17 protein-coding genes are annotated in these 18127 nt (G+C 63.8%); 3 read left to right on the forward strand and 14 right to left on the reverse strand.

The window, feature by feature from the left end; genetic code table 11:
* Positions 1-49: 49 nt before the first annotated feature.
* Genes plsY through V6767_RS21415 form a run of 3 tightly spaced genes read right to left on the reverse strand, consistent with a single transcriptional unit; the run spans position 50 to position 2910 of the window.
* Positions 50-667 (reverse strand): glycerol-3-phosphate 1-O-acyltransferase PlsY, encoded by a 618-nt coding sequence (gene plsY, locus V6767_RS21405; RefSeq protein ID WP_230722662.1) that lies wholly within the window; start codon positions 665-667, stop codon positions 50-52.
* A 15-nt stretch (positions 668-682) separates the two neighbouring features.
* Positions 683-1972, reverse strand: coding sequence for a dihydroorotase (locus V6767_RS21410; RefSeq protein WP_448475301.1), 1290 nt, complete (start codon positions 1970-1972; stop codon positions 683-685).
* Complete coding sequence (locus tag V6767_RS21415) at positions 1969-2910, reverse strand: aspartate carbamoyltransferase catalytic subunit (protein ID WP_448475302.1); 942 nt, start codon at positions 2908-2910, stop codon at positions 1969-1971. The genes V6767_RS21410 and V6767_RS21415 overlap by 4 nt, the downstream gene beginning before the upstream one ends.
* 147 nt (positions 2911-3057) lie before the next feature.
* Here V6767_RS21415 and V6767_RS21420 point away from each other — a divergent pair, with 147 nt between their 5' ends.
* Positions 3058-4704 carry an acyl-CoA dehydrogenase family protein gene (locus tag V6767_RS21420; protein ID WP_448475303.1) on the forward strand — a complete coding sequence of 549 codons (1647 nt, stop codon included), beginning with the start codon at positions 3058-3060 and terminating at the stop codon, positions 4702-4704.
* A 120-nt stretch (positions 4705-4824) separates the two neighbouring features.
* Here V6767_RS21420 and V6767_RS21425 read toward each other — a convergent pair whose 3' ends face one another.
* Positions 4825-4992: a hypothetical protein gene (locus V6767_RS21425; protein WP_347442671.1), complete on the reverse strand. Its 168-nt coding sequence runs from the start codon at positions 4990-4992 to the stop codon at positions 4825-4827.
* A 290-nt stretch (positions 4993-5282) separates the two neighbouring features.
* On the opposite strand from V6767_RS21425, the gene V6767_RS21430 reads away from it, so the two are divergent.
* Entirely contained in the window at positions 5283-7118 is a 1836-nt protein-coding gene (locus V6767_RS21430) for an aminopeptidase P family protein (RefSeq protein ID WP_448475304.1), read from the forward strand.
* Here V6767_RS21430 and V6767_RS21435 read toward each other — a convergent pair.
* The 10 genes from V6767_RS21435 to lgt all read right to left on the reverse strand — a co-directional run bounded on the left by V6767_RS21435 (position 7108) and on the right by lgt (position 17576).
* Positions 7108-7425: an AzlD family protein gene (locus V6767_RS21435; RefSeq protein ID WP_448475305.1), complete on the reverse strand. Its 318-nt coding sequence runs from the start codon at positions 7423-7425 to the stop codon at positions 7108-7110. The genes V6767_RS21430 and V6767_RS21435 overlap by 11 nt on opposite strands.
* The gene (locus V6767_RS21440) at positions 7422-8126 is read right to left on the reverse strand and encodes an AzlC family ABC transporter permease (RefSeq protein ID WP_448475306.1); all 705 of its coding nucleotides are present in this window, start codon (positions 8124-8126) and stop codon (positions 7422-7424) included. The genes V6767_RS21435 and V6767_RS21440 overlap by 4 nt, the downstream gene beginning before the upstream one ends.
* A gap of 150 nt (positions 8127-8276) precedes the next feature.
* A complete protein-coding gene (gene pncA, locus V6767_RS21445; protein WP_448475307.1) occupies positions 8277-8903 on the reverse strand; it encodes a bifunctional nicotinamidase/pyrazinamidase in 627 nt (208 codons plus the stop codon).
* A 97-nt stretch (positions 8904-9000) separates the two neighbouring features.
* Positions 9001-11166 carry a sensor domain-containing protein gene (locus V6767_RS21450; RefSeq protein ID WP_448475308.1) on the reverse strand — a complete coding sequence of 722 codons (2166 nt, stop codon included), beginning with the start codon at positions 11164-11166 and terminating at the stop codon, positions 9001-9003.
* 313 nt (positions 11167-11479) lie between these two features.
* Entirely contained in the window at positions 11480-12412 is a 933-nt protein-coding gene (locus V6767_RS21455) for a ribose-phosphate pyrophosphokinase (RefSeq protein WP_230722653.1), read from the reverse strand.
* A gap of 125 nt (positions 12413-12537) precedes the next feature.
* Entirely contained in the window at positions 12538-13398 is an 861-nt protein-coding gene (locus V6767_RS21460; RefSeq protein WP_448475309.1) for a hypothetical protein, read from the reverse strand.
* 163 nt (positions 13399-13561) lie between these two features.
* Complete coding sequence (locus V6767_RS21465; RefSeq protein WP_448475310.1) at positions 13562-14713, reverse strand: M24 family metallopeptidase; 1152 nt, start codon at positions 14711-14713, stop codon at positions 13562-13564.
* A gap of 45 nt (positions 14714-14758) precedes the next feature.
* Entirely contained in the window at positions 14759-15559 is an 801-nt protein-coding gene (gene pgeF / locus V6767_RS21470) for a peptidoglycan editing factor PgeF (protein WP_448475311.1), read from the reverse strand.
* 53 nt (positions 15560-15612) lie between these two features.
* On the reverse strand, positions 15613-16728 hold the full coding sequence (locus V6767_RS21475) for a class I SAM-dependent methyltransferase (protein WP_448475312.1): 1116 nt from the start codon (positions 16726-16728) through the stop codon (positions 15613-15615).
* Entirely contained in the window at positions 16725-17576 is an 852-nt protein-coding gene (gene lgt, locus V6767_RS21480) for a prolipoprotein diacylglyceryl transferase (RefSeq protein ID WP_448475313.1), read from the reverse strand. The genes V6767_RS21475 and lgt overlap by 4 nt, the downstream gene beginning before the upstream one ends.
* Positions 17577-17768: 192 nt before the next feature.
* Between lgt and V6767_RS21485 the strand changes: the two genes are divergently transcribed.
* Positions 17769-18032: an accessory factor UbiK family protein gene (locus tag V6767_RS21485; RefSeq protein WP_448475314.1), complete on the forward strand. Its 264-nt coding sequence runs from the start codon at positions 17769-17771 to the stop codon at positions 18030-18032.
* Positions 18033-18127 lie beyond the last annotated feature (95 nt).

Below are 18127 nucleotides of genomic sequence, written 5' to 3' on the forward strand. Positions count from 1 at the left end.
TCCGTTGATGGAGACCGTTCGGCCCCGATGCGGAAAATCCCCCTCGCTGTCACCCCTTGTCTCCGATCCTGCTTTCGGTGCCCGATATCAGGCGCTCGATATTGGTCTTGTGCCGCCACCATGAGATCACCGTCAAAACGGCCATCACCAGTGAAACCTGCGGTAGGCCCATTATCCACAGGGCAACCGGGATGGCAAGCGTCGCAATCAGCGCGGAGAGCGAGGAATAGCGCGAAAGCCGGGCAATCAGCAGCCAGACGAAGGCGAAGATCAGCACCGCCGCCGGCGCGACGCCGAGAAGCACGCCGATATAGGTCGCAACCCCCTTGCCGCCCTTGAAGCCGAGCCAGACCGGAAACAGATGGCCGATAAAGGCGGCCGCGCCCGCCAGAAGCCCGGCATCACTGCCGTAAAGCGTTGTCGCCAGGATCACCGCGAAGGTCGCCTTCAGCGCATCGAGCACCAGGGTGAGGGCGGCCAGATGCCGCTTGCCGGTGCGCAGCACATTGGTGGCCCCGATATTGCCGGAGCCGATGCCGCGGATATCCCCTAGGCCCGCCGCCTTCGTGATCAGATAGCCGAACGGGATCGAACCCAATAGGTAACCGCCGGCAAGCGCAATCGCGGCCTGCGTCGCGGTCAGATCGAATGAAAAGAATGCCGGCACGTCGTCCCCCTCGGGTCAGTCCGCCTGATGGACCTCGATGCCGCCAACATACGTCCTGACGGCCCGTCCGGAAAAGCGGGCATTTTCGAATGTCGTGTTTTTCGAGCGCGAAACCAGCCGGTCGGGCGTCACCACCCAGGGCTCGTCGAGATCGATCAGGGTGATGTCCGCTTTCGCGCCGGGCCGAAGCGTGCCGGCGTCGAGATCGAACAGTTTCGCCGGTCGGGTCGACATGGCATCGATCAGCCGCATCAGCGGCACATCGCCGCTGTGGTGGAGACGGAGGGCTGCGGCCAGCATGGTCTCCAGACCGATCGCGCCGTCCTCGGCGTCCGAAAACGGCAGGCGCTTGGTGTCGACGTCCTGCGGATCGTGCGAGGAAACGATGATGTCGATTAGCCCGTCCTTCAGCGCCTCGACCATCTTCTGCCGGTCCTCTTCCTGGCGGAGCGGCGGCGACAGCTTGAAGAAGGTGCGGTATTCGCCGATGTCGTTTTCGTTGAGCGTCAGATGATTGATCGAAATGCCGCTGGAAACCAAAGCGCCCCGATCGCGCGCCACGCCCACGGCCTCGACCGATTCGGGGACCGAGATCAGGGCTGCGTGGTAGCGGGCCCTGGTAAGGGTCGCCAGCCTCAGGTCACGCTCGAGCGGGATCACCTCGGCCTCGCGCGGCGTGCCGGAAAGGCCAAGCCAGCTTGCGAACAGCCCCTCGTTCATGACGCCGGTTTCGGAGAGGTAGCGGTCGCGCGGCTCCAGCGCCACCACAGCGTCAAACGAACGGGCATAGGTCATGGCGCGCCGAAGCACCCGGTTGTCGGAAAGCGAATAGCGGCCATTGGCAAAGGCGACAGCGCCGCCGGCCTTCAGCATGCCGATCTCGGTCATCTCGTCGCCAGCAAGGCCCTTGGTCAGGGCCGCGGCGGGGTACACGTTGACGACGGCATTGTCGCGGGCGGTCTTCAGCACGAATTCCAGCAGCGCGATATCATCGATCGGCGGCTGCGTGTCCGGCATCATCACGAAGGAGGTGATGCCGCCTGCGGCCGCCGCCTGGCTTGCCGAGCGGATGGTTTCGGTATGCTCCGCGCCGGGCTCGCCAACGAAGACATGGGCATCGACGAGGCCGGGTGTGGCGACGAGACCGTTGCAGTCGACGATTTCCGCGCCGTCCGGCGTACCCTGATTTTGGGCGTCGGCCCCGGCGGCGACAATGCGTCCGTTTTCGACAATGATCGTGCCGGTTTCATCGAGGTCGCGGGAGGGGTCGATGACGCGGGCGTTTTGCAGAACGAGCGGCTTCATGCGCGCGGCCCTCCGTTTTCCGAAAGCATCAGCGTCTCCATCACCGCCATGCGCACGGCGACCCCCATTTCCACCTGCCGTTCGATCACGCTTTGCGGCCCGTCGGCGACATCGGAGGCGATTTCGACGCCGCGGTTCATCGGCCCGGGATGCATCACAAGGGCATCCTCCTTGGCCGCCTTCAGCTTCTCGCGGTCGAGCCCCCAGAAGTGGAAGTATTCGCGCACCGAGGGCACGAAGGCGCCGGACATGCGCTCGCGCTGGAGGCGGAGCATCATCACCACATCGGCGTCCTTCAGCCCTTCCTCCATCGTGTCGCAGACCTCGACGCTCATATCGCGTATGCCGGAGGGCAGCAGCGTCGCGGGACCGACGACCCGCACCCTGGCACCCATCGTGTTCAAGAGGATGATGTTGGAGCGGGCGACGCGCGAATGCAGGATATCGCCGCAGATCGCGACCACGATATTGTCGAGCCGGCCCTTGGCCTGGCGAATCGTCAGCGCATCGAGCAGCGCCTGCGTCGGGTGTTCATGCGCGCCGTCGCCGGCATTTATCACTGAGCAGGCAACCTTCTGGGAGAGGAGTTCGGCAGCGCCCGCCGAGGAATGGCGGATCACCAACACATCCGGGTGCATGGCGTTCAGCGTCATCGCGGTGTCGATCAGCGTTTCGCCCTTCTTGACGGAGGAGTTGCCGACCGACATGTTCATCACATCCGCGCCAAGCCGCTTGCCGGCCAGCTCGAACGAGGCCTGGGTCCGGGTCGATGCCTCGAAGAAGAGGTTGATCTGGGTCAGCCCGCGCAACACGGCGTTTTTCTTCTCGCGCGACCGGTTGAAGGCGATCGCCTCTTCGGCCTTGTCGAGAAGGGTGTTGATATCGATTGGAGAAAGCCCCTTGATGCCGATGAGATGTCGGTGGGGAAAGAAGACCATGAAGCTTTCCTCCATATGAGGTCGGGCGGTCCGTCGGGAGAAGTCTTGGCGTCTATAATGGCTACCCGGCCTCGCCGCAAGCTTTGACAGATGATATCGAAGCATGCCAACTGCGGATAAGCTGAAAATGGAACCATGTGTGCGCCGATGGCCGACACCGACATCTACAAGACCCTGAACCAGCCGCGACCGTGGAGCAACCTCAACGCCTACCAGTCGGACCCGCTGCTTGGCGATCTGACGCGCTCGCTCGGCGGACCGCTGCGCGAGGAGTTCGATGCGATCGGGCGATACGTCACCTCGCCCGACGCGCAGGAGCTGGCGCAGATGGCCAATACCAGCCTGCCGCAGCTCAAGACTCACGGGCCGGCGGGCGAGAGGCTCGATATTGTCTCATTCCATCCGGCCTGGCACGCGCTGATGCGCCGGTCCATGGCGTCCGGCCTGCATTCCCTGCTATGGGAAGCGCCGCGCGATGCGGATTCGAAGTCCAAGGCGCACAAGCTGCGGGCGGTCCGGCTGTTCCTTTCTGCCCAGCTCGAATGCGGCCATCTGGAGCCGATGTCATCGACCTCCGCCTCGCTTGCTGTTCTCGCCGCAGCCCCGCAATTGCGCGACGAATGGGCGCCCAAGATTCTGTCGCGCAAATATGATTCGACCAATCGTGCCCAGAATCAGAAGGCCTCCGCCACGATCGGGCTCGCCATCGCGGAAAAGCAGGCCGGCAGCGATATGCGCGCGCTTACGACCAAGGCGCACCGGGTCAGCGAAGGGGTCTACCGGCTTTCCGGCCACAAATGGTTCGTCTCCGCGCCGATGAGCGACGCCTTCATCATGCTCGCCGATGTCGACGGCAAGCCCGGATGTTTCCTGGTGCCGCGGCTTCTGGATGAGGGCAGGGGCAATGCGCTGCGCTATCAGCGCCTCAAGGACAAGCTCGGGCTCAGATCCAATGCCGCCGCCGAGGTGGAATTTTCCGATTCCTTCGGCTTCCTGCTCGGCGCGCCGGATGGCGGGCTCAGGACAATCCTCGACATGCTGACGCTGATGCGGCTCGACAGCGCCGTGATTGCCTCGGGGATGATGCGTGCGGCCGTCGCCGAGGCGACCCATGCCGCGCGGGGCCGCAAGGTGGCCGGGCGCACGCTGGTGGTCCAGCCGCTGATGATGCGGGTGCTCGCCGATCTCGCGCTCGATGTCGCCGCTGCCGGCGCGCTGTCGTTCCGGCTTGCCGAGAGCTTTGACCGCGCCCGCGACAGCGCCGAGGAGGCCGCCTACGCCCGGGTCATGACACCGGTCACAAAATACTGGACGACGAAGATCGCGCCCGCCGTGGTGGCCGAGGCGATGGAGGCCATGGGCGGCAACGGCTTTGTCGAAGACCGGCCGATTGCCCGCCACTATCGCGATGCGCCGGGCCTTGTGATGCATGACGGCGGCGGCAACCTGATGGCGCTCGACCTGCGAAGGGTCGTGGAACATGGCGGCGAGCTGTTCGAGGCCGTGTTCCAGGTCATCGCGCGCGATCTGGGCGCTTCGGGGCCCAAGATCGTGGAACTGCTGCGCGCGGCGATGGCGCTCTGCAAGAGCGATGAAAGTGCTGCCCGCATCTTTATCGAACAACTGGCGCTCGCCGCGGGCGCCGCGGAGCTCTACCGGCTTGGGGCTGGGCGGATTGCCGATGCCTTCCTTGAGACCCGCCTCGCCGCCGGCTGGCGGTCCACCTACGGCATGCTCGATACCCGTTTCGACCCGAGCTACATCGTCGAATTGCTGTTTCCCGAAGTCGACTGACTTCGGACGCAAACTGCAAACAGAAAAGGCCACCCCCGAGGGGCGGCCTTTCAAAACGACATTGCGCCTGCGAGCAAGCTCAAGCAGGCGCAATATTCAACGGTTAAGCGCTAAGGCAGATCAGAGACGCGTGCGGCCAGGCCGTTTGTCGGTCAGTTCGGCGCGGGATTTGCCGATTTCATTGAGCGACACGTCGTCAAGGCGCAGCAGGGCGCCGGCGACAAAACGGTCTGCCTGACGCTGGCGGGCCTCGGTAAGGTTCTTGTAGGCGGTGCGGAAAAAGCCCATTTCGGTAACTCCCTGTCTTGATGATCGGAATGCGGTGTCGGCCGCCGATCCACTCGGCCCTGCCGCTTGCAAACCGGAATTCCGGTTCGGCGCGAGGCCTTCATCGATCAACTGTGCCCAATATAGATGCATGCCCGGCGTTGAGGCAGGTGGGCTGGGTCATGGGAGCCATGCGCCTCTTGCATGCTTGGCGCGGCGATGCATCCGCGGAAAAATACGGCGGAAAGCGATTCCGATCCTGTCCGCGATCGGCTATCGTCGCGCCGACAATTATCCGGTGGTACCCATTCATGTTTCAGTCCTTCGACGTATCCTCCCGCCCCGAACAGGCCGCACCCCGCATCGCCGCCCTGCGCGCGCTGTTTCCAGCCCTTGGCATCAACGCCTTTCTGGTGCCGCGCACCGACGAGTATCAGGGCGAATATGTGCCGCCATCGGCCGAACGGCTGGCCTGGCTGACCGGCTTTACCGGTTCTGCGGGCACCGCGCTGGTGATGGAGGAACAGGCCGTGGTGTTCGTCGATGGCCGCTACACGACCCAACTGGCGGCCCAGACCGATCCCGCTCTTATCACCGCCGGCGACCTTGTCGGCTGCCCGCCGCCCGCTTGGCTCGGCGCACACAAGCCGAAGGGGCTGAGGCTCGGCATCGATCCCTGGCTGCATACGCCGGCGGAAGTGGAGAAGCTGCAGTCGGCACTGGCCGATATCGGAGGCGAACTGGCGCTGCTCTCCGAAAATCCGATCGACGGCATCTGGACCGATCGTCCGGCCGCGCCCTCAGCCTCCGTCACGGTCCAGAGCGGAGATCTGGCCGGACAACCGGCCGAAGACAAGATGGCCGCCATTGCCGCAATGCTGCGGGAGAAGAAAGCCGAGGCGGTGCTGATCGCCGATTCGACCTCGGTTGCCTGGCTCTTCAACATCCGCGGCAATGACGTGGCCCATACGCCGGCCCCCTTGTCGCGCGCGATCGTGAAGGCGGACGGTTCGGCGATGCTGTTCGTGATGCCGAAAAAGATGGCTGGCGAGGCCGCCGCCCACCTTCAGCCGCTCGCCGCCCTGCTGCCGCCCGAAGCCGTGTCCGACGCGCTTGCCGCGATCGCGGCGGCGGGGGAAACGCTGCTGATCGATCGCGCGGCGGTGCCCTACGCCGTGGTGCAGATCGTGGAAGCGGCCGGCGGCAAATGGCAGAACGCGCCCGATCCGGTTGCGCCAGTCCGCGCGGTCAAGAACCCGGCGGAACAGGCTGGCACCCGCGCCGCCCATCTGCAGGACGGCGCGGCCATGGTGTCGTTTCTCTCATGGCTCGACGGCCAGACGCCCGGCACGGTCAGCGAGATCGATGCGGCAAGCGCGCTGGAGGCAGCGCGCGCCGAGACCGGGATGCGGATGCAGAACCCGCTGCGCGACATATCATTCGATACGATCTCGGGCGCGGGCCCGAACGCCGCGATCATCCATTACCGCGTCACCAGCGAGACCAGCCGCATGCTCCAGCCCGGCGAGATGTATCTCGTCGATTCCGGGGCGCAATACCAGAACGGCACGACCGACATCACCCGCACGATTGCGGTCGGCGAAGTGGATGAAGCGCAGAAGAAATTTTTCACGCTGGTGCTGAAAGGCATGATCGCGATTTCGCGGGCGCGCTTTCCGGCGGGCACGCGCGGCATGGATCTCGATCCGCTGGCCCGCGCCGCACTCTGGCAGGCCGGCGTCGACTACGCCCACGGAACCGGCCATGGCGTCGGCTCCTATCTCTCGGTGCATGAAGGGCCGCAACGGATATCGCGGTTGGGTTCAGCCGAACTCAAGCCCGGCATGATCTTGTCCAACGAGCCCGGCTATTATCGTCCCGGCGCATTTGGCATACGGATCGAAAACCTGGTTCTGGTGAAAGAGGCCGAACCGATCGAGGGCGGCGAAATCCCGATGCTCGGCTTCGAGACGCTGACATGGTGCCCGATAGACCTGAGGCTGATCCTGCCGGCGCTTCTGAATGCCGAAGAGATCGGATGGCTCGACGCCTATCACGGCGAGGTGCGCGAAAAACTTGCGCCGCTTGCGGCAAGCGAGGCCGAGCGGCGCTGGCTGGAGGCGGCCACAAGGCCGCTCAGGCGATGACGAAATAGCGCGCGATCATCACCACCGCCCAGCCGACGACGATCATCGGCAGCGGCGAGGTGTAGCGTAACCCGACCAGCAGCGCGGCGGCCATGGCGAGTTTCGTCTCCCATCCGCCGGCATAGAAGGCGGGCGCCACCAGCGTCGTCAGCACCGCGGCGGGGATCGCGTTGAGCGCCGCTTCGACCCGCGGCGGGATGCGCGAGACCACCGACAGCAGAAGATAGCCTCCAATCCGCGTCAGGTAGGTGACGACGGCGGCGGCCAGAATGATCAGAATGATATGCTCTTCGGTAAAATTGCTCACGGCTTTTCCGCCTCGCCGGCAGGCTGCGGCGGGAGCGCCGCGGCCAGCAGAATGCCCGCAATGGCCCCGACGCTGACATGCCAGGGCGAGCCAATGGTCAGGAAGGCGACCACGGAGCAGACGGCGCTGACCGCCACCACAGGCAGATAATTGGCCCTGCGCCTGAACCCGATCACGAGGCTCAGGAAATAGATCGGCAGCAGAACGTCGAGCCCGAGCGCTTCCGGGTTGTCGATGAAACCGCCAAGCGTGGCGCCGATCAGCGTCATGACGTTCCAGGAGGTATAGAAGCATGTGGCGACGCCGATATACCAGGCGAAGGTCGCCGGCGTGCCCGCATCTTCCCGCTTCAGCGTTTCGGCGAATTGCGGGTCGGTCAGGAAGAAGAAGGCGAAAACCCGCTCGATCCGCGAAAACCGCGACATGATCGGCGTTATCGCCGCCGAATAGAGCACGTGACGGAAATTGACGGCCAGGATCGAGGCCACGATGATCCAGGCCGCGGCGCGCTGGCCGAAGAGTTCGACGCCCACCAGCTGGCTCGCGCCGGCAAACAGCGTCAGGCTCATCAGCGCGGCCTCGGCCACGCTTTGCCCCTGAGCCACGGCGACAGCGCCGAACAGCACGCCGAAGGGTGCTGCCGAAAGTGTCGGCACCAGCCCGGCGCGAATGCCGGTCAGGAATTCGGAGGTGTCAGACATGACGGGAACCTTCGGTCGGCGGGAGCGGCAAACAAGAAGCAGGCATCTGGCGGTAAGCTGGGATCAAGGCATTGAGGGACATTCTCACCGCTTAGCCGGTTGAGGCCGGCAACACAAATCAGTTCGGTTGATGGGTGGATTAAGGAATTCTCAGCCGGCGATGGCGGCATCGCTGTCGATGATCTCGACGCCCGCCTCGCGCATCTCGCGGATCGCGTCGCTGACGCCCTCGGCATCGATCCCGCGGCACCCGTCCTCGATCAGGCGAACCCTGACGCCCGGCAGCATGGCAACGGCATCGAGCGCCGAGAACCGGACGCAGTAATCCGTCGCCAGGCCCAGAATATCGAGCGTTCCGACCGATTTGTGCCGCAGATAGGCATCGAGCCCGGTCACGGCGTTGCGATCATTGTCGCGGAAGGCGGAATAGGAATCGACGTCGGGATTTTCGCCCTTGCGCTGGACATGGTCGATCGCGGCAACGTTCAGGTCGGGGTGGAAGTCGGCGTCGGGCGTATTCTGGACGCAGTGATCGGGCCACATCACCTGCGGCTTGCCGGAAAGCTCGCCCATCTCGAAGGGCTGCTTGCCGGGGTGGGAGGAGGCGAACGATCCGTGGCCGGGCGGATGCCAGTCCTGCGAGGCGACGATAAGGCCGTAGCCGCCATTTTCGATCAGCCGGTTGGCGACCGGCACCACGGCATCGCCATCGGCGACGGCAAGATTGCCGCCCGGGCAGAAGCCGTTCTGAATATCGACCAGCAGCAGCGCTTTCATCACTCACCTCATCCCTAGCGCGTCCAGTGGACGCCGGTTTTCCGTCCGGGCGCGCGGACCAAAAGAACTCTTACAGCAGCCTGCCACGGAATGGCGGTCAATGGAAAGATGGCAGATAGTGCTTGATCGGCTGCGGCCGGCTGAACAGAAAGCCCTGCAGGCTCTCGCAACCATGTCTGCGCAGCCATTCCTCCTGTTCGGGCGTTTCCACGCCTTCCGCCACGATCACGAGGCCGAGGTGGTGCGCCGTGGTGATGATCAGTTCGACCAGCGATGTGTCGTTGCTGTCATGCGGTACGCCGGAGATGAAGGACTGGTCGATCTTCAGCTCGTCGAGCGGCAGTTGCTTGAGGTAGAGCAGGGCGGAGTAGCCGGTCCCGAAATCGTCGATCGACAGGCGGATATTCAGATCGCGAATCGCCATCAACTGAGACAGGGTGAGCTCGAAATTGGCGATCATCAGGCTTTCGGTCATCTCCAGCGTGAGATGGTTCGGCGCGAAATCATAGCGCTCCAGCAGCGCGTGCAATTGTTCGACGAAATCCTCCTGGAGGAACTGCTGCACAGAGACGTTGACCGACAGATGCAGGTCTGGATATTCGCTGAGCAGCTTGCAGGCTTCCTCCAGAACCCAGGCGCCAATGGGCACGATAAGGCCGGTGCTCTCTGCCACATCGATGAAATCGCCCGGGCTGATGACGCCGCGCTCGGGATGGTCGAGCCGCAACAGCGCCTCGAAGTGACGGCCCGAGGCCTTGCGGTTGATGATCGGCTGCAGGTAGATGCTGAAACCGTTGGTCTGCAGCGCCCGTTCCAGCGCGGTTTCCAGGTCGAAACGCGATACCAGCTGGTCGACCATGTCGTCATGGAACCAGCTTATGCTGCCGCGTCCCTTCGCCTTGGCGTTGTGCATGGCAAGGTCGGCGCGGCGCAACTCGTCATTGGCGCTTTCGGCGTCCGGCCCCACAAGCACGGCGCCGACGCAGGTGCTGGGCGTAATGTGGTGGCTGTTGACGAAGGCTTTCTGGGAGAGCTTCTCGTGCAGCCTGTCGATCCGTTCCTGCGCGGTCTGCAGCGCCGTTGTCCGGTCATCACCCAGTTCGGTCAGCAGCACCAGAAATTCGTCGCTCGAAAGCCGCGCGGCAAAGCTGCCGGCCTCGATCGTGTTGCTCAGCCGCCGCCCGGTCGCCCTGAGCAGCGCATCGCCGATATTGTGTCCGAAGATCGAGTTGACTGCGGCGAAATTGTCGAGGTCGAAGATCGCAAGCGCCATATGCTGCTTGGACTGTCTGTGGGTTGCGAGAAGATCCAGCAAGACCTCCTGCGCCCTGGCGCGATTGGCAAGCTTGGTCAGCGGGTCATAAAAGGCGAGCGCCTCGATCCGCTCCTCGTTGCGCCGCCGGTCCGTGATGTCGCGCCAGATGCTGACGGTGCCGAAGGGCTTGCCGCTGGGATCGATCACGGGCGCGCGGAACATTTCCAGCGTGTGTTTCTTGCCCGTCGGGCTTGTGACCTCGCCCTGGACGACGTGATTGTCGCGCTCATCGATCGCGCCGAAGACCTGCTGCCGCAACAGGCTGTCCTCGCTCTCGCCGAACAATTCCCGGTCGCTCTTGCCGACGATCATTTCCACCGGCATGCCGAGGAATTCGGCGGCCGCCTGGTTGCAGGCCACGATCTGGCGGTCGGGACGCCTGAAATAGATCTGATCCGGTATCGCATCCATCATCACGCGCAAAAGCAGGTGCTGTCGGCCGAGCTCCCGCACCAGCCTGCGACGCCGGAATATGATGAACACCAGCAGCAGAACCGTCGCCCCGAGAATGCACAGCACGGCGATGAAGGCGAGGTTCAGCCGGTTGAAGTCGATGACGGCGTAGGTCCGGCCGGCGTCCCGGCTTTCAAGCACCACCGACATCAGCAGCGTTTCGCCTTGTTCGGTAATCGGCCAGCTGAACATGCTGATTTCGCGCAGTTCGCCATCCTTCAGGCGTTGGCTGAACTCGAAAAAGTTTTTCTGCAACTGCACGGCCTGGTCGAGGTCGTCGGAAACCTTCGACTGCTGCATCTGGTTCAGGTCGGAAACGGAAAGCGTCTGGAACTCTTCGCGCGACCAGCCGTAAAGCGCCTGGGCGGCCCGGTTGGAGGCGAGAAACGCGCCGGTGGCAGGGTCGACCACGAACATTGCCATCGGGCTCTCATCGATGGCGGGCGGGAACGCGAAAGGGTGGGGTCTGGCATGGAGAGGGGAGGCGAATAACACAACAGCGAGCAATGCCAGGTAAACCAGGCCGCGAACGCACGTCCGTTGTCTGCATGCGGAATATATGACAGCCTCCTTCGCAACGAACCGATTTATTGAAATTGCTTTGGTGAGAACAACCTGAACGGAACGGCACTATGAGGCGAAACTAATTTAAAATTGATAAATGGCGCGGTCGCGGAATATGCGTTTGAATACGATTCAACGCACACGCGCAGGCTGGCTCAGGACACGAAACTGGTGCCGGAACCCCGAGAAAGACGGTGGAATGTCTTCTTGTGATAGGTATGCGCCGCCGTGAAAACGGCCCGCTCTAGTCGAACAGGCTCGAGACCGATGATTCGTGGCTGGTACGGTTGATCGCCTCGCCGATGAGGGCGGCCGTCGAAATCACGCGGACCTTGGAAGACGCCACCATGTCGCCGCGCGGCTGGATCGAATCGGTGATCACCAGTTCCTCGAGGCTCGAGGCGGTGATCCGGTCGACGGCGGTGCCGGACAGCACGCCGTGGGTGATATAGGCTGTGACCGACAGGGCGCCATTGGCAAGGAGCGCGCTTGCCGCATTGACCAGCGTGCCGCCCGAATCGATGATGTCGTCGATCAGGATGCACTCCTTGCCCTCGACATCGCCGATGATGTTCATCACCTCCGACTCTCCGGGGCGTTCGCGCCGCTTGTCGACGATGGCGAGCAGACAGTCGAGCCGCTTAGCGAGCGCGCGGGCGCGCACCACGCCGCCGACATCGGGCGATACCACCATGACATTGTCGAGGTTGCGCCGCGCCTTGATATCGCGCGCAAGGATGGGCAGCGCATAGAGATTGTCGGTCGGAATGTCGAAAAAGCCCTGGATCTGGCCGGCATGGAGATCGAGCGTCAGCACCCTGTTGGCGCCGGCCTGGGTGATCAGATTGGCAACCAGCTTGGCCGAGATCGGAGTGCGCGGGCCGGGTTTGCGGTCCTGGCGGGCATAGCCGAAATAGGGAAGAACCGCGGTGATCCGGCGCGCCGACGACCGGCGGAACGCATCAATCATGATCAGCAGTTCCATCAGGTGGTCATTGGTCGGAAACGAGGTCGACTGGACGACGAAAACGTCCTCGCCGCGCACATTTTCCTGAATTTCTACGAAGATTTCCTGATCGGCGAAGCGTCTGACGCTGGCCTTGCCCAGGGGCACATTGAGATAATTGCAAATCGCTTCGGCAAGTTGTCGGTTGGAATTGCCCGCGAAAACTTTCATATCATCTCGCCCGTTCAGTCTGACTGTCGCTTTTTAACGCGGATCAACGCGAAAGCAAGTCCGCAGTCAACCTGTCTCTGGGCTTTTCCGGATTTTTTATGACACGCCGCGCGCCGGGCGGTGGCTCAACCCTGCGTGTCGAGCCATGCCAGAAGCGAGCCGATCGACTTCTGGCCGATCGCCGCCATCATGTCGGCGCTGACGCCGGCCCAGGGATCGGAGCCGGAAAAACCGCCGGTCTCGGCCGCCTGCCGGTCCTGGATGCGGTGCAGGCGCACGCCATTCTCGCCGATCACGTCCCAGACATAGATCACCGAGACCACGCCCTCCTGGTCGACGGCGGAGAAATAGCCCTTGAGGCTGAGATCGGCCTTGTCGTCATCCATAGCGACGATCGAAAGGCCGGCCGCCCGCGCGCTTTCGCCGAGCCGGGCGGAAAGCGGCTGCAGCTTGTCGGACGGCGCGCCGATGATCGGCAGGAAACGGAGCGTTTCGGCTGCGGCGATCGAAGCGCGCGGCGCGGCTGCCGTCTGCGCGGGTGCGCTTGCCGCCGAAGGCTGGGCGGCCGGCGCGGGCTGGGCCTGCGCGACGGCGGTCGTCTGCGGCGCGGGGGCCGCCGCAACCTGTTGCGGCGGCGGGGAATAGGCGGGCTGGGCCGGGGCGAGGTTTGCCGCCTGCGCGCCGAATGTGCTGGGCGGGCGCCCCACGCCTGGCGTTGCGTCATAACGCGGCGCGCTGGAAGCGGTGGCCGGATAGCTCGGTTGCGGCGGGGCGCTATAGGTCTGCTGGGGCGCGCCCGATGGCGGCGCAAGGCTCTGGCGGGCAACGTTTTCCGCCGGCGCGGCGGCCACGGGGGGCGCATTATACTGGGCGGCGGGGGCGTTGCCGACGGTCTCGGGCGGTGTCGCGTCCACTGTCAGCACGTCGGCCGTCGAGCAGGCCGCAAGCAGGCCGGTGATGAGTAGAAGGCTCGCCGCACGCGCCATATGCCTTGCCCTTCCCGGAAAACGCCGGAGGCGTCCGGAAAACCGGTGCGGACGCCAGATAAATCAGAAGATTGCGCATTTCCGGGTCGTGGAGGAAGCGGAAATACGGCCGCAATTTTCCGGAGCGAAGGGGGTAATGTCAAACGCGGGCGGCGATCATCCTTTATTTTGTGTAAAGGTCGAGGCCGAGGCGCGACAGCGGCCGGGGATACTCCTCGCCGGTCAGATAGGTGCGCCCCAGCGTCATCGCCGTGCCGCTGTCGGAATCCATGATGATAATGTGCACGAACAGCGACATCGACGGCAGGATCGGGTGCGGGTTGCCGGTGTGGAACATCTGGTGCTCCATCCAGGACGGCGCGAACCGCGCGCCGAGCGAATAGCCGCAGGCGTTGAGCCGGTGACGCGATAGGCCGCGCGCATCCATGATCTCGGCATGCTTGTCGAAGATATCGCCGAAGGTGTGGCCGGGCCTGAGGATTTCCTCGATGGCCGAAAGGGTTGCCGTCGCCGCGCGAAACAGCGACTGGTGGCGCTCGGTCGGTTCGCCGATCACCACGGTGCGCATGGCGGCGACGTGGTAATGCGACCAGACGCCCGCCCATTCGAGCGTCAGCTGGTCGTTCGTATCCAGCTTGCGGCGGCCGGATTTGGAGCGGCACAGAAGCGCGCTTTCGCCGGAACCGATGATGAAGTTGTTGGCGGGATAATCGCCGCCGCCGGACAGCACCGCGCCCTGCATGGCGGCGAGAATTTCGGCCTCGTCGGCGCCCGGCCTGATCAGCGGCAGGGCGGCGTCGAAGGCGTCGTCGCACAGCGTCGCTGCCTTTTCGATGCAGGCGATCTCCGCCGGCGACTTGATAAGCCGCAGATTGCTGACGAGGTAGGAGGCGTCCTGCAATTGGCCGAAGGAACTGAGCTGGCCATCAAGGAAATGGGCCGAACGGCCGGTCATGCCATGGGTGTCGTATTCGACGCCGATCCGGCAGCCGAGCAGGTCCATGTCGGAGAGCATCTCCTTCAGGTCGCGGCTCGGGTCGGTTTGGCCGCGATCGACCCAGATGCGGATCTCGGAAATATTGGAGGTCTGGCGGGCCTGGCGCACATCGGCCGAGCGCGTCAGAAGCGCCGTGCGTCCGTCGGCGGTCACCACGAGGCACTGGAAAAACACGAAGCCGAACGTGTCGTAGCCGGTCAGCCAGTACATGCTTTCCTGCGCGAACAGCAGCACGGCGTCGAGTTTCTTCTCGGCCATCGCGGCTTTCAGCCGCGACAATCGCTCGGCATATTCTTCAGGTTCAAAAGCAAGCGCCATGTCAGTCTCCCCAAGCGTACGCACACGCTTTGATATGTAAAATGCTCAAATGATGGAAATGGCCGAGATCTGGCGGCCATAATCCTTTTCACCCCGATGGGTGCCGCGACGATAGGAATAAAAACCTTCCTCGTCCTGATAGGTGCAATGCCTGATGATGTCGTGCTCGATACCCGCCTGGTCAAGCCTGAGGCCGATAAAGGAGGGCAGGTCGAAAAAGGCATGGCCATCCTTCGGCGACGGTCGGAACAGGGCGCGGTGGCCCGGGTCGGCGCTCGCGAAACGCTCGACGAATTCCGGCCCAACCTCATAATTTTCAGGTCCGATCGTCGGCCCGAGCGCCGCGATGATCGAGCGCCGGCGCGCCCCGAGCGAAACCATCTTTTCAATCGTCGCCTCGATGATGCCGCCGAACGCCCCGCGCCAGCCGGCATGGGCGGCGGCGATGATCTCGTTTTCGGGATCGGCGAAAAGCAGCGGCCCGCAATCGGCCGTCAGCACGCCGAGCACGAGGCCAGGGGTGCTGCTTGCCATCCCGTCGGCATGCGGACGCTCGCCTTGGAGCGGTTCGTTCAGGCCAACCGCATCGGCGGAGTGGCACTGATAAAGCGTCGTCAGCCGGTCGGCATCCGCATCGAACCATCCGGCGACGCGGGCGCGGTTTTCGGCGACATCCTCCGGGCGGTCATCAGAACCGATGCCGCAATTGAGGCCGCCGTAGAGCCCCGTGGAGACGCCGCCCCGGCGGGTGAAAAAGCCGTGGCGGATATCCGTGCCGGCGAGCCGCTCCTCGAAGAGCGGGCTTTGCAGCGGCGAGAGCGCATCGCGAATGGCGGTGTCCAGCATGAAGCGTTTCCGGTGTTTCGTTGTTAAATGTTGAGGCGGTCGAAGCCGGTTTGTCAATGTTTTCGGTCGGCGGCCGCGCCATCGAAGGGGACGAGTTTGACCGGTCCGGACGAGATCGCCAGCGCCTTGAACAGATCGCCCATCTCCTCTGGGCCATCGCCGGCAAGTCTGCGGGCGGCGGCGACGATATCGCCTTGGGTTTTCGCGTCCTTGCCGCGGCCAAGCACTGAGGCGCGGGGCCCGAGCCCAAGGGCTGCCAGAAAATCCCCCTGCGTCATTGGCGGATGGAGATGCGCGCCTTCGGCGCGTGCGGCTGCGGCAAGGGCCGCGAAATCCACATGGCTGGTCAGATCCGCCTCGCCGGGATGGGCAAGCGGCGGATCGAAGCGATGATCGCGCAACGCCTGAAGCGTGTCGCCGAAGCCGCATTCGAGGTGGCCGTAATCAATGACCAGCGCGCTGCCGCCATGAAGGATCAGCCGCGCCGCGATCTCCGCCATCAACGCTTCGCGGGCGGGCGCATATTCGAAGATCGCGCCTTCCTTCGCTCCTTTCCAACCCTCTGGAAGACTTGCCGGTTCAAGCCGGGTCGGCGACAGGGAGAAGGCCAGCGCGCCATCCTCGTCCAGCGTCACGACCCGTTCGAAGAAATGCGTGCCGGATTTGACGAATTGCCGGGTCGGCAGTGCGTCGAACAGTTCGTTGGCGACGAACAGGGTGAAGCCTTCGGGCGCATCGGCCAACCGGTCCACCCAGGAAAGTCGGCTTGCATGGATTGCCAGCGTTTCCTTCTGACGGGCGCGCAGCGCCGGGCTGGTTTCCAGCAGCGTCACCGAAAGGCCGCTGTACATTGCAGGCGCAAGAGCGGCGATAGTCTTCAGGATATCAGCCATCATCGTGCCGCGTCCGGGGCCGCCCTCGATCAGCCTTGTGCTGTCAGGGCAATCATGGGCCTGCCATGCGGAAATCAGGAAAATGCCGACCAGTTCGCCGAAGAGCTGGGAGATTTCCGGCGCGGTGGTGAAATCGCCCTTGGCGCCCAGCGGATCGCGGGTGCGGTAATAGCCGTGCTCGGGATCGGCGAGGCAGAGGGAGAAATAGGTCGAAACCGGCATCGGCCCATCGGCTTCGATCATCGCCCGGATTTTCGGCAGCAGCGGCGTCGTCACGGGGCCGCATTCCGTTTCGCCATGCGGCCGGAATACCAGATGCCCCAAAGCCCGACCGCCAGCATCGGCAGCGAAAGCACCATGCCCATGGTCACGAAGCCGCCAAAGAGATAGCCCAATTGCGGGTCGGGCTCGCGGAAGAACTCCACGAAGATGCGCGACAGCGCATAAAGGCAGATGAAGACGCTGCCGGTCAGCCCCGGCCGCTTCAGCGAACCTAAGAACCGGGTGATAACGAACAGCACGACGAGGGTAACGAGCCCTTCAAGTCCCGCCTCGTACAGCTGGCTCGGATGGCGCGGCATGTCGCCCGCGCCCGGAAACACCATCGCCCACGGCACGTCGGAGGGCCGGCCCCACAGTTCGGCATTGATGAAATTGGCGATCCGGCCGAAAAACAGCCCGATCGGCGCAACCGTCGCAATCAGGTCCAGCAGCGACCAGACGCGAATGCCGTGCCGCCGTGAAAAGATGACCATCACCACGATCATGCCGAGCAGCCCGCCGTGAAACGACATCCCGCCGTCCCAGATCTTGAGGACGGTGAGCGGATTGGAGAGGAAAGCGCCAGGCGCGTAGAACAGCATATAGCCGAGCCGCCCGCCGACAACGATGCCGATCACCGACCAGGTGATGAAATCGTCGAGCCGCGCAACCGCCATCGGCGGCTGGTTCGCCGGCCACAGCCGGTCCTTCTTCAACAGCCAGCGGGCATAGAGCCAGCCGAGCAATATGCCGGCCACATAGGCAAGCCCGTACCAGTGGATCTGCAGCGGGCCGAGCTTGAGCGCGACCGGGTCTATGGCGGGGAAGGGGATGGCGGCAAGCCTGATGTTGTCTGGCAGCAAGGCGCGGTTTCCTTTATGATCGGGCGGGAAGATGGCGGCATAATGCGGCGCGGTCAAGCCGGCTGAATTGCGGCATGAAGCGCGGATCGCCGGAGATAATCGGGCTGCGGCCTTGCGGCCTTGGCGAACCGGCATTACTTCAGGGCAAAGAGCAGCCGGCAAAGCGCCCGGCCCGACCAAGGAGACAGCGACATGAGTTCCGGCACTACCCGCATTCTCGACGATCTGGCAAAGCTGATGACCGATGCGGCAGGCTCGGTGCAGAGCGCCGGCAAGGACCTGGAAACCGGGGTCAAAGCCCAGGTCGAGCGCTGGCTGAACAGCATGGACGTGGTCAAGCGCGAGGAGTTCGACGCCGTGCGCGACATGGCGATCAAGGCCCGCGACGAAAACGACGCGCTGCGCGCCCGCATCGATGCGCTCGAAGCGAAGCTTGACGAGAAGGCGGGCAAGTAGACTGCGCCCAAGTTTTTGAAGGGACTATCCTTTTTACGGACGTCATCCTCGGGCTTGACCCACTGCTGTCCGGTTTAAATTTGTAGACAAGGCGC

Source organism: Martelella sp. FLE1502, from assembly GCF_053484255.1.

What these genes read in the sequence shown, in the direction of transcription:
- V6767_RS21410 (WP_448475301.1), bottom strand. Translation starts at nt 1,972, where the DNA reads ATGAAGCCGCTCGTTCTGCAAAACGCCCGCGTCATCGACCCCTCCCGC.
- V6767_RS21415 (WP_448475302.1), bottom strand. Translation starts at nt 2,910, where the DNA reads ATGGTCTTCTTTCCCCACCGACATCTCATCGGCATCAAGGGGCTTTCT.
- V6767_RS21420 (WP_448475303.1), top strand. Translation starts at nt 3,058, where the DNA reads ATGGCCGACACCGACATCTACAAGACCCTGAACCAGCCGCGACCGTGG.
- V6767_RS21425 (WP_347442671.1), bottom strand. Translation starts at nt 4,992, where the DNA reads ATGGGCTTTTTCCGCACCGCCTACAAGAACCTTACCGAGGCCCGCCAG.
- V6767_RS21430 (WP_448475304.1), top strand. Translation starts at nt 5,283, where the DNA reads ATGTTTCAGTCCTTCGACGTATCCTCCCGCCCCGAACAGGCCGCACCC.
- V6767_RS21440 (WP_448475306.1), bottom strand. Translation starts at nt 8,126, where the DNA reads ATGTCTGACACCTCCGAATTCCTGACCGGCATTCGCGCCGGGCTGGTG.
- pncA (WP_448475307.1), bottom strand. Translation starts at nt 8,903, where the DNA reads ATGAAAGCGCTGCTGCTGGTCGATATTCAGAACGGCTTCTGCCCGGGC.
- V6767_RS21455 (WP_230722653.1), bottom strand. Translation starts at nt 12,412, where the DNA reads ATGAAAGTTTTCGCGGGCAATTCCAACCGACAACTTGCCGAAGCGATT.
- V6767_RS21460 (WP_448475309.1), bottom strand. Translation starts at nt 13,398, where the DNA reads ATGGCGCGTGCGGCGAGCCTTCTACTCATCACCGGCCTGCTTGCGGCC.
- V6767_RS21465 (WP_448475310.1), bottom strand. Translation starts at nt 14,713, where the DNA reads ATGGCGCTTGCTTTTGAACCTGAAGAATATGCCGAGCGATTGTCGCGG.
- pgeF (WP_448475311.1), bottom strand. Translation starts at nt 15,559, where the DNA reads ATGCTGGACACCGCCATTCGCGATGCGCTCTCGCCGCTGCAAAGCCCG.
- V6767_RS21485 (WP_448475314.1), top strand. Translation starts at nt 17,769, where the DNA reads ATGAGTTCCGGCACTACCCGCATTCTCGACGATCTGGCAAAGCTGATG.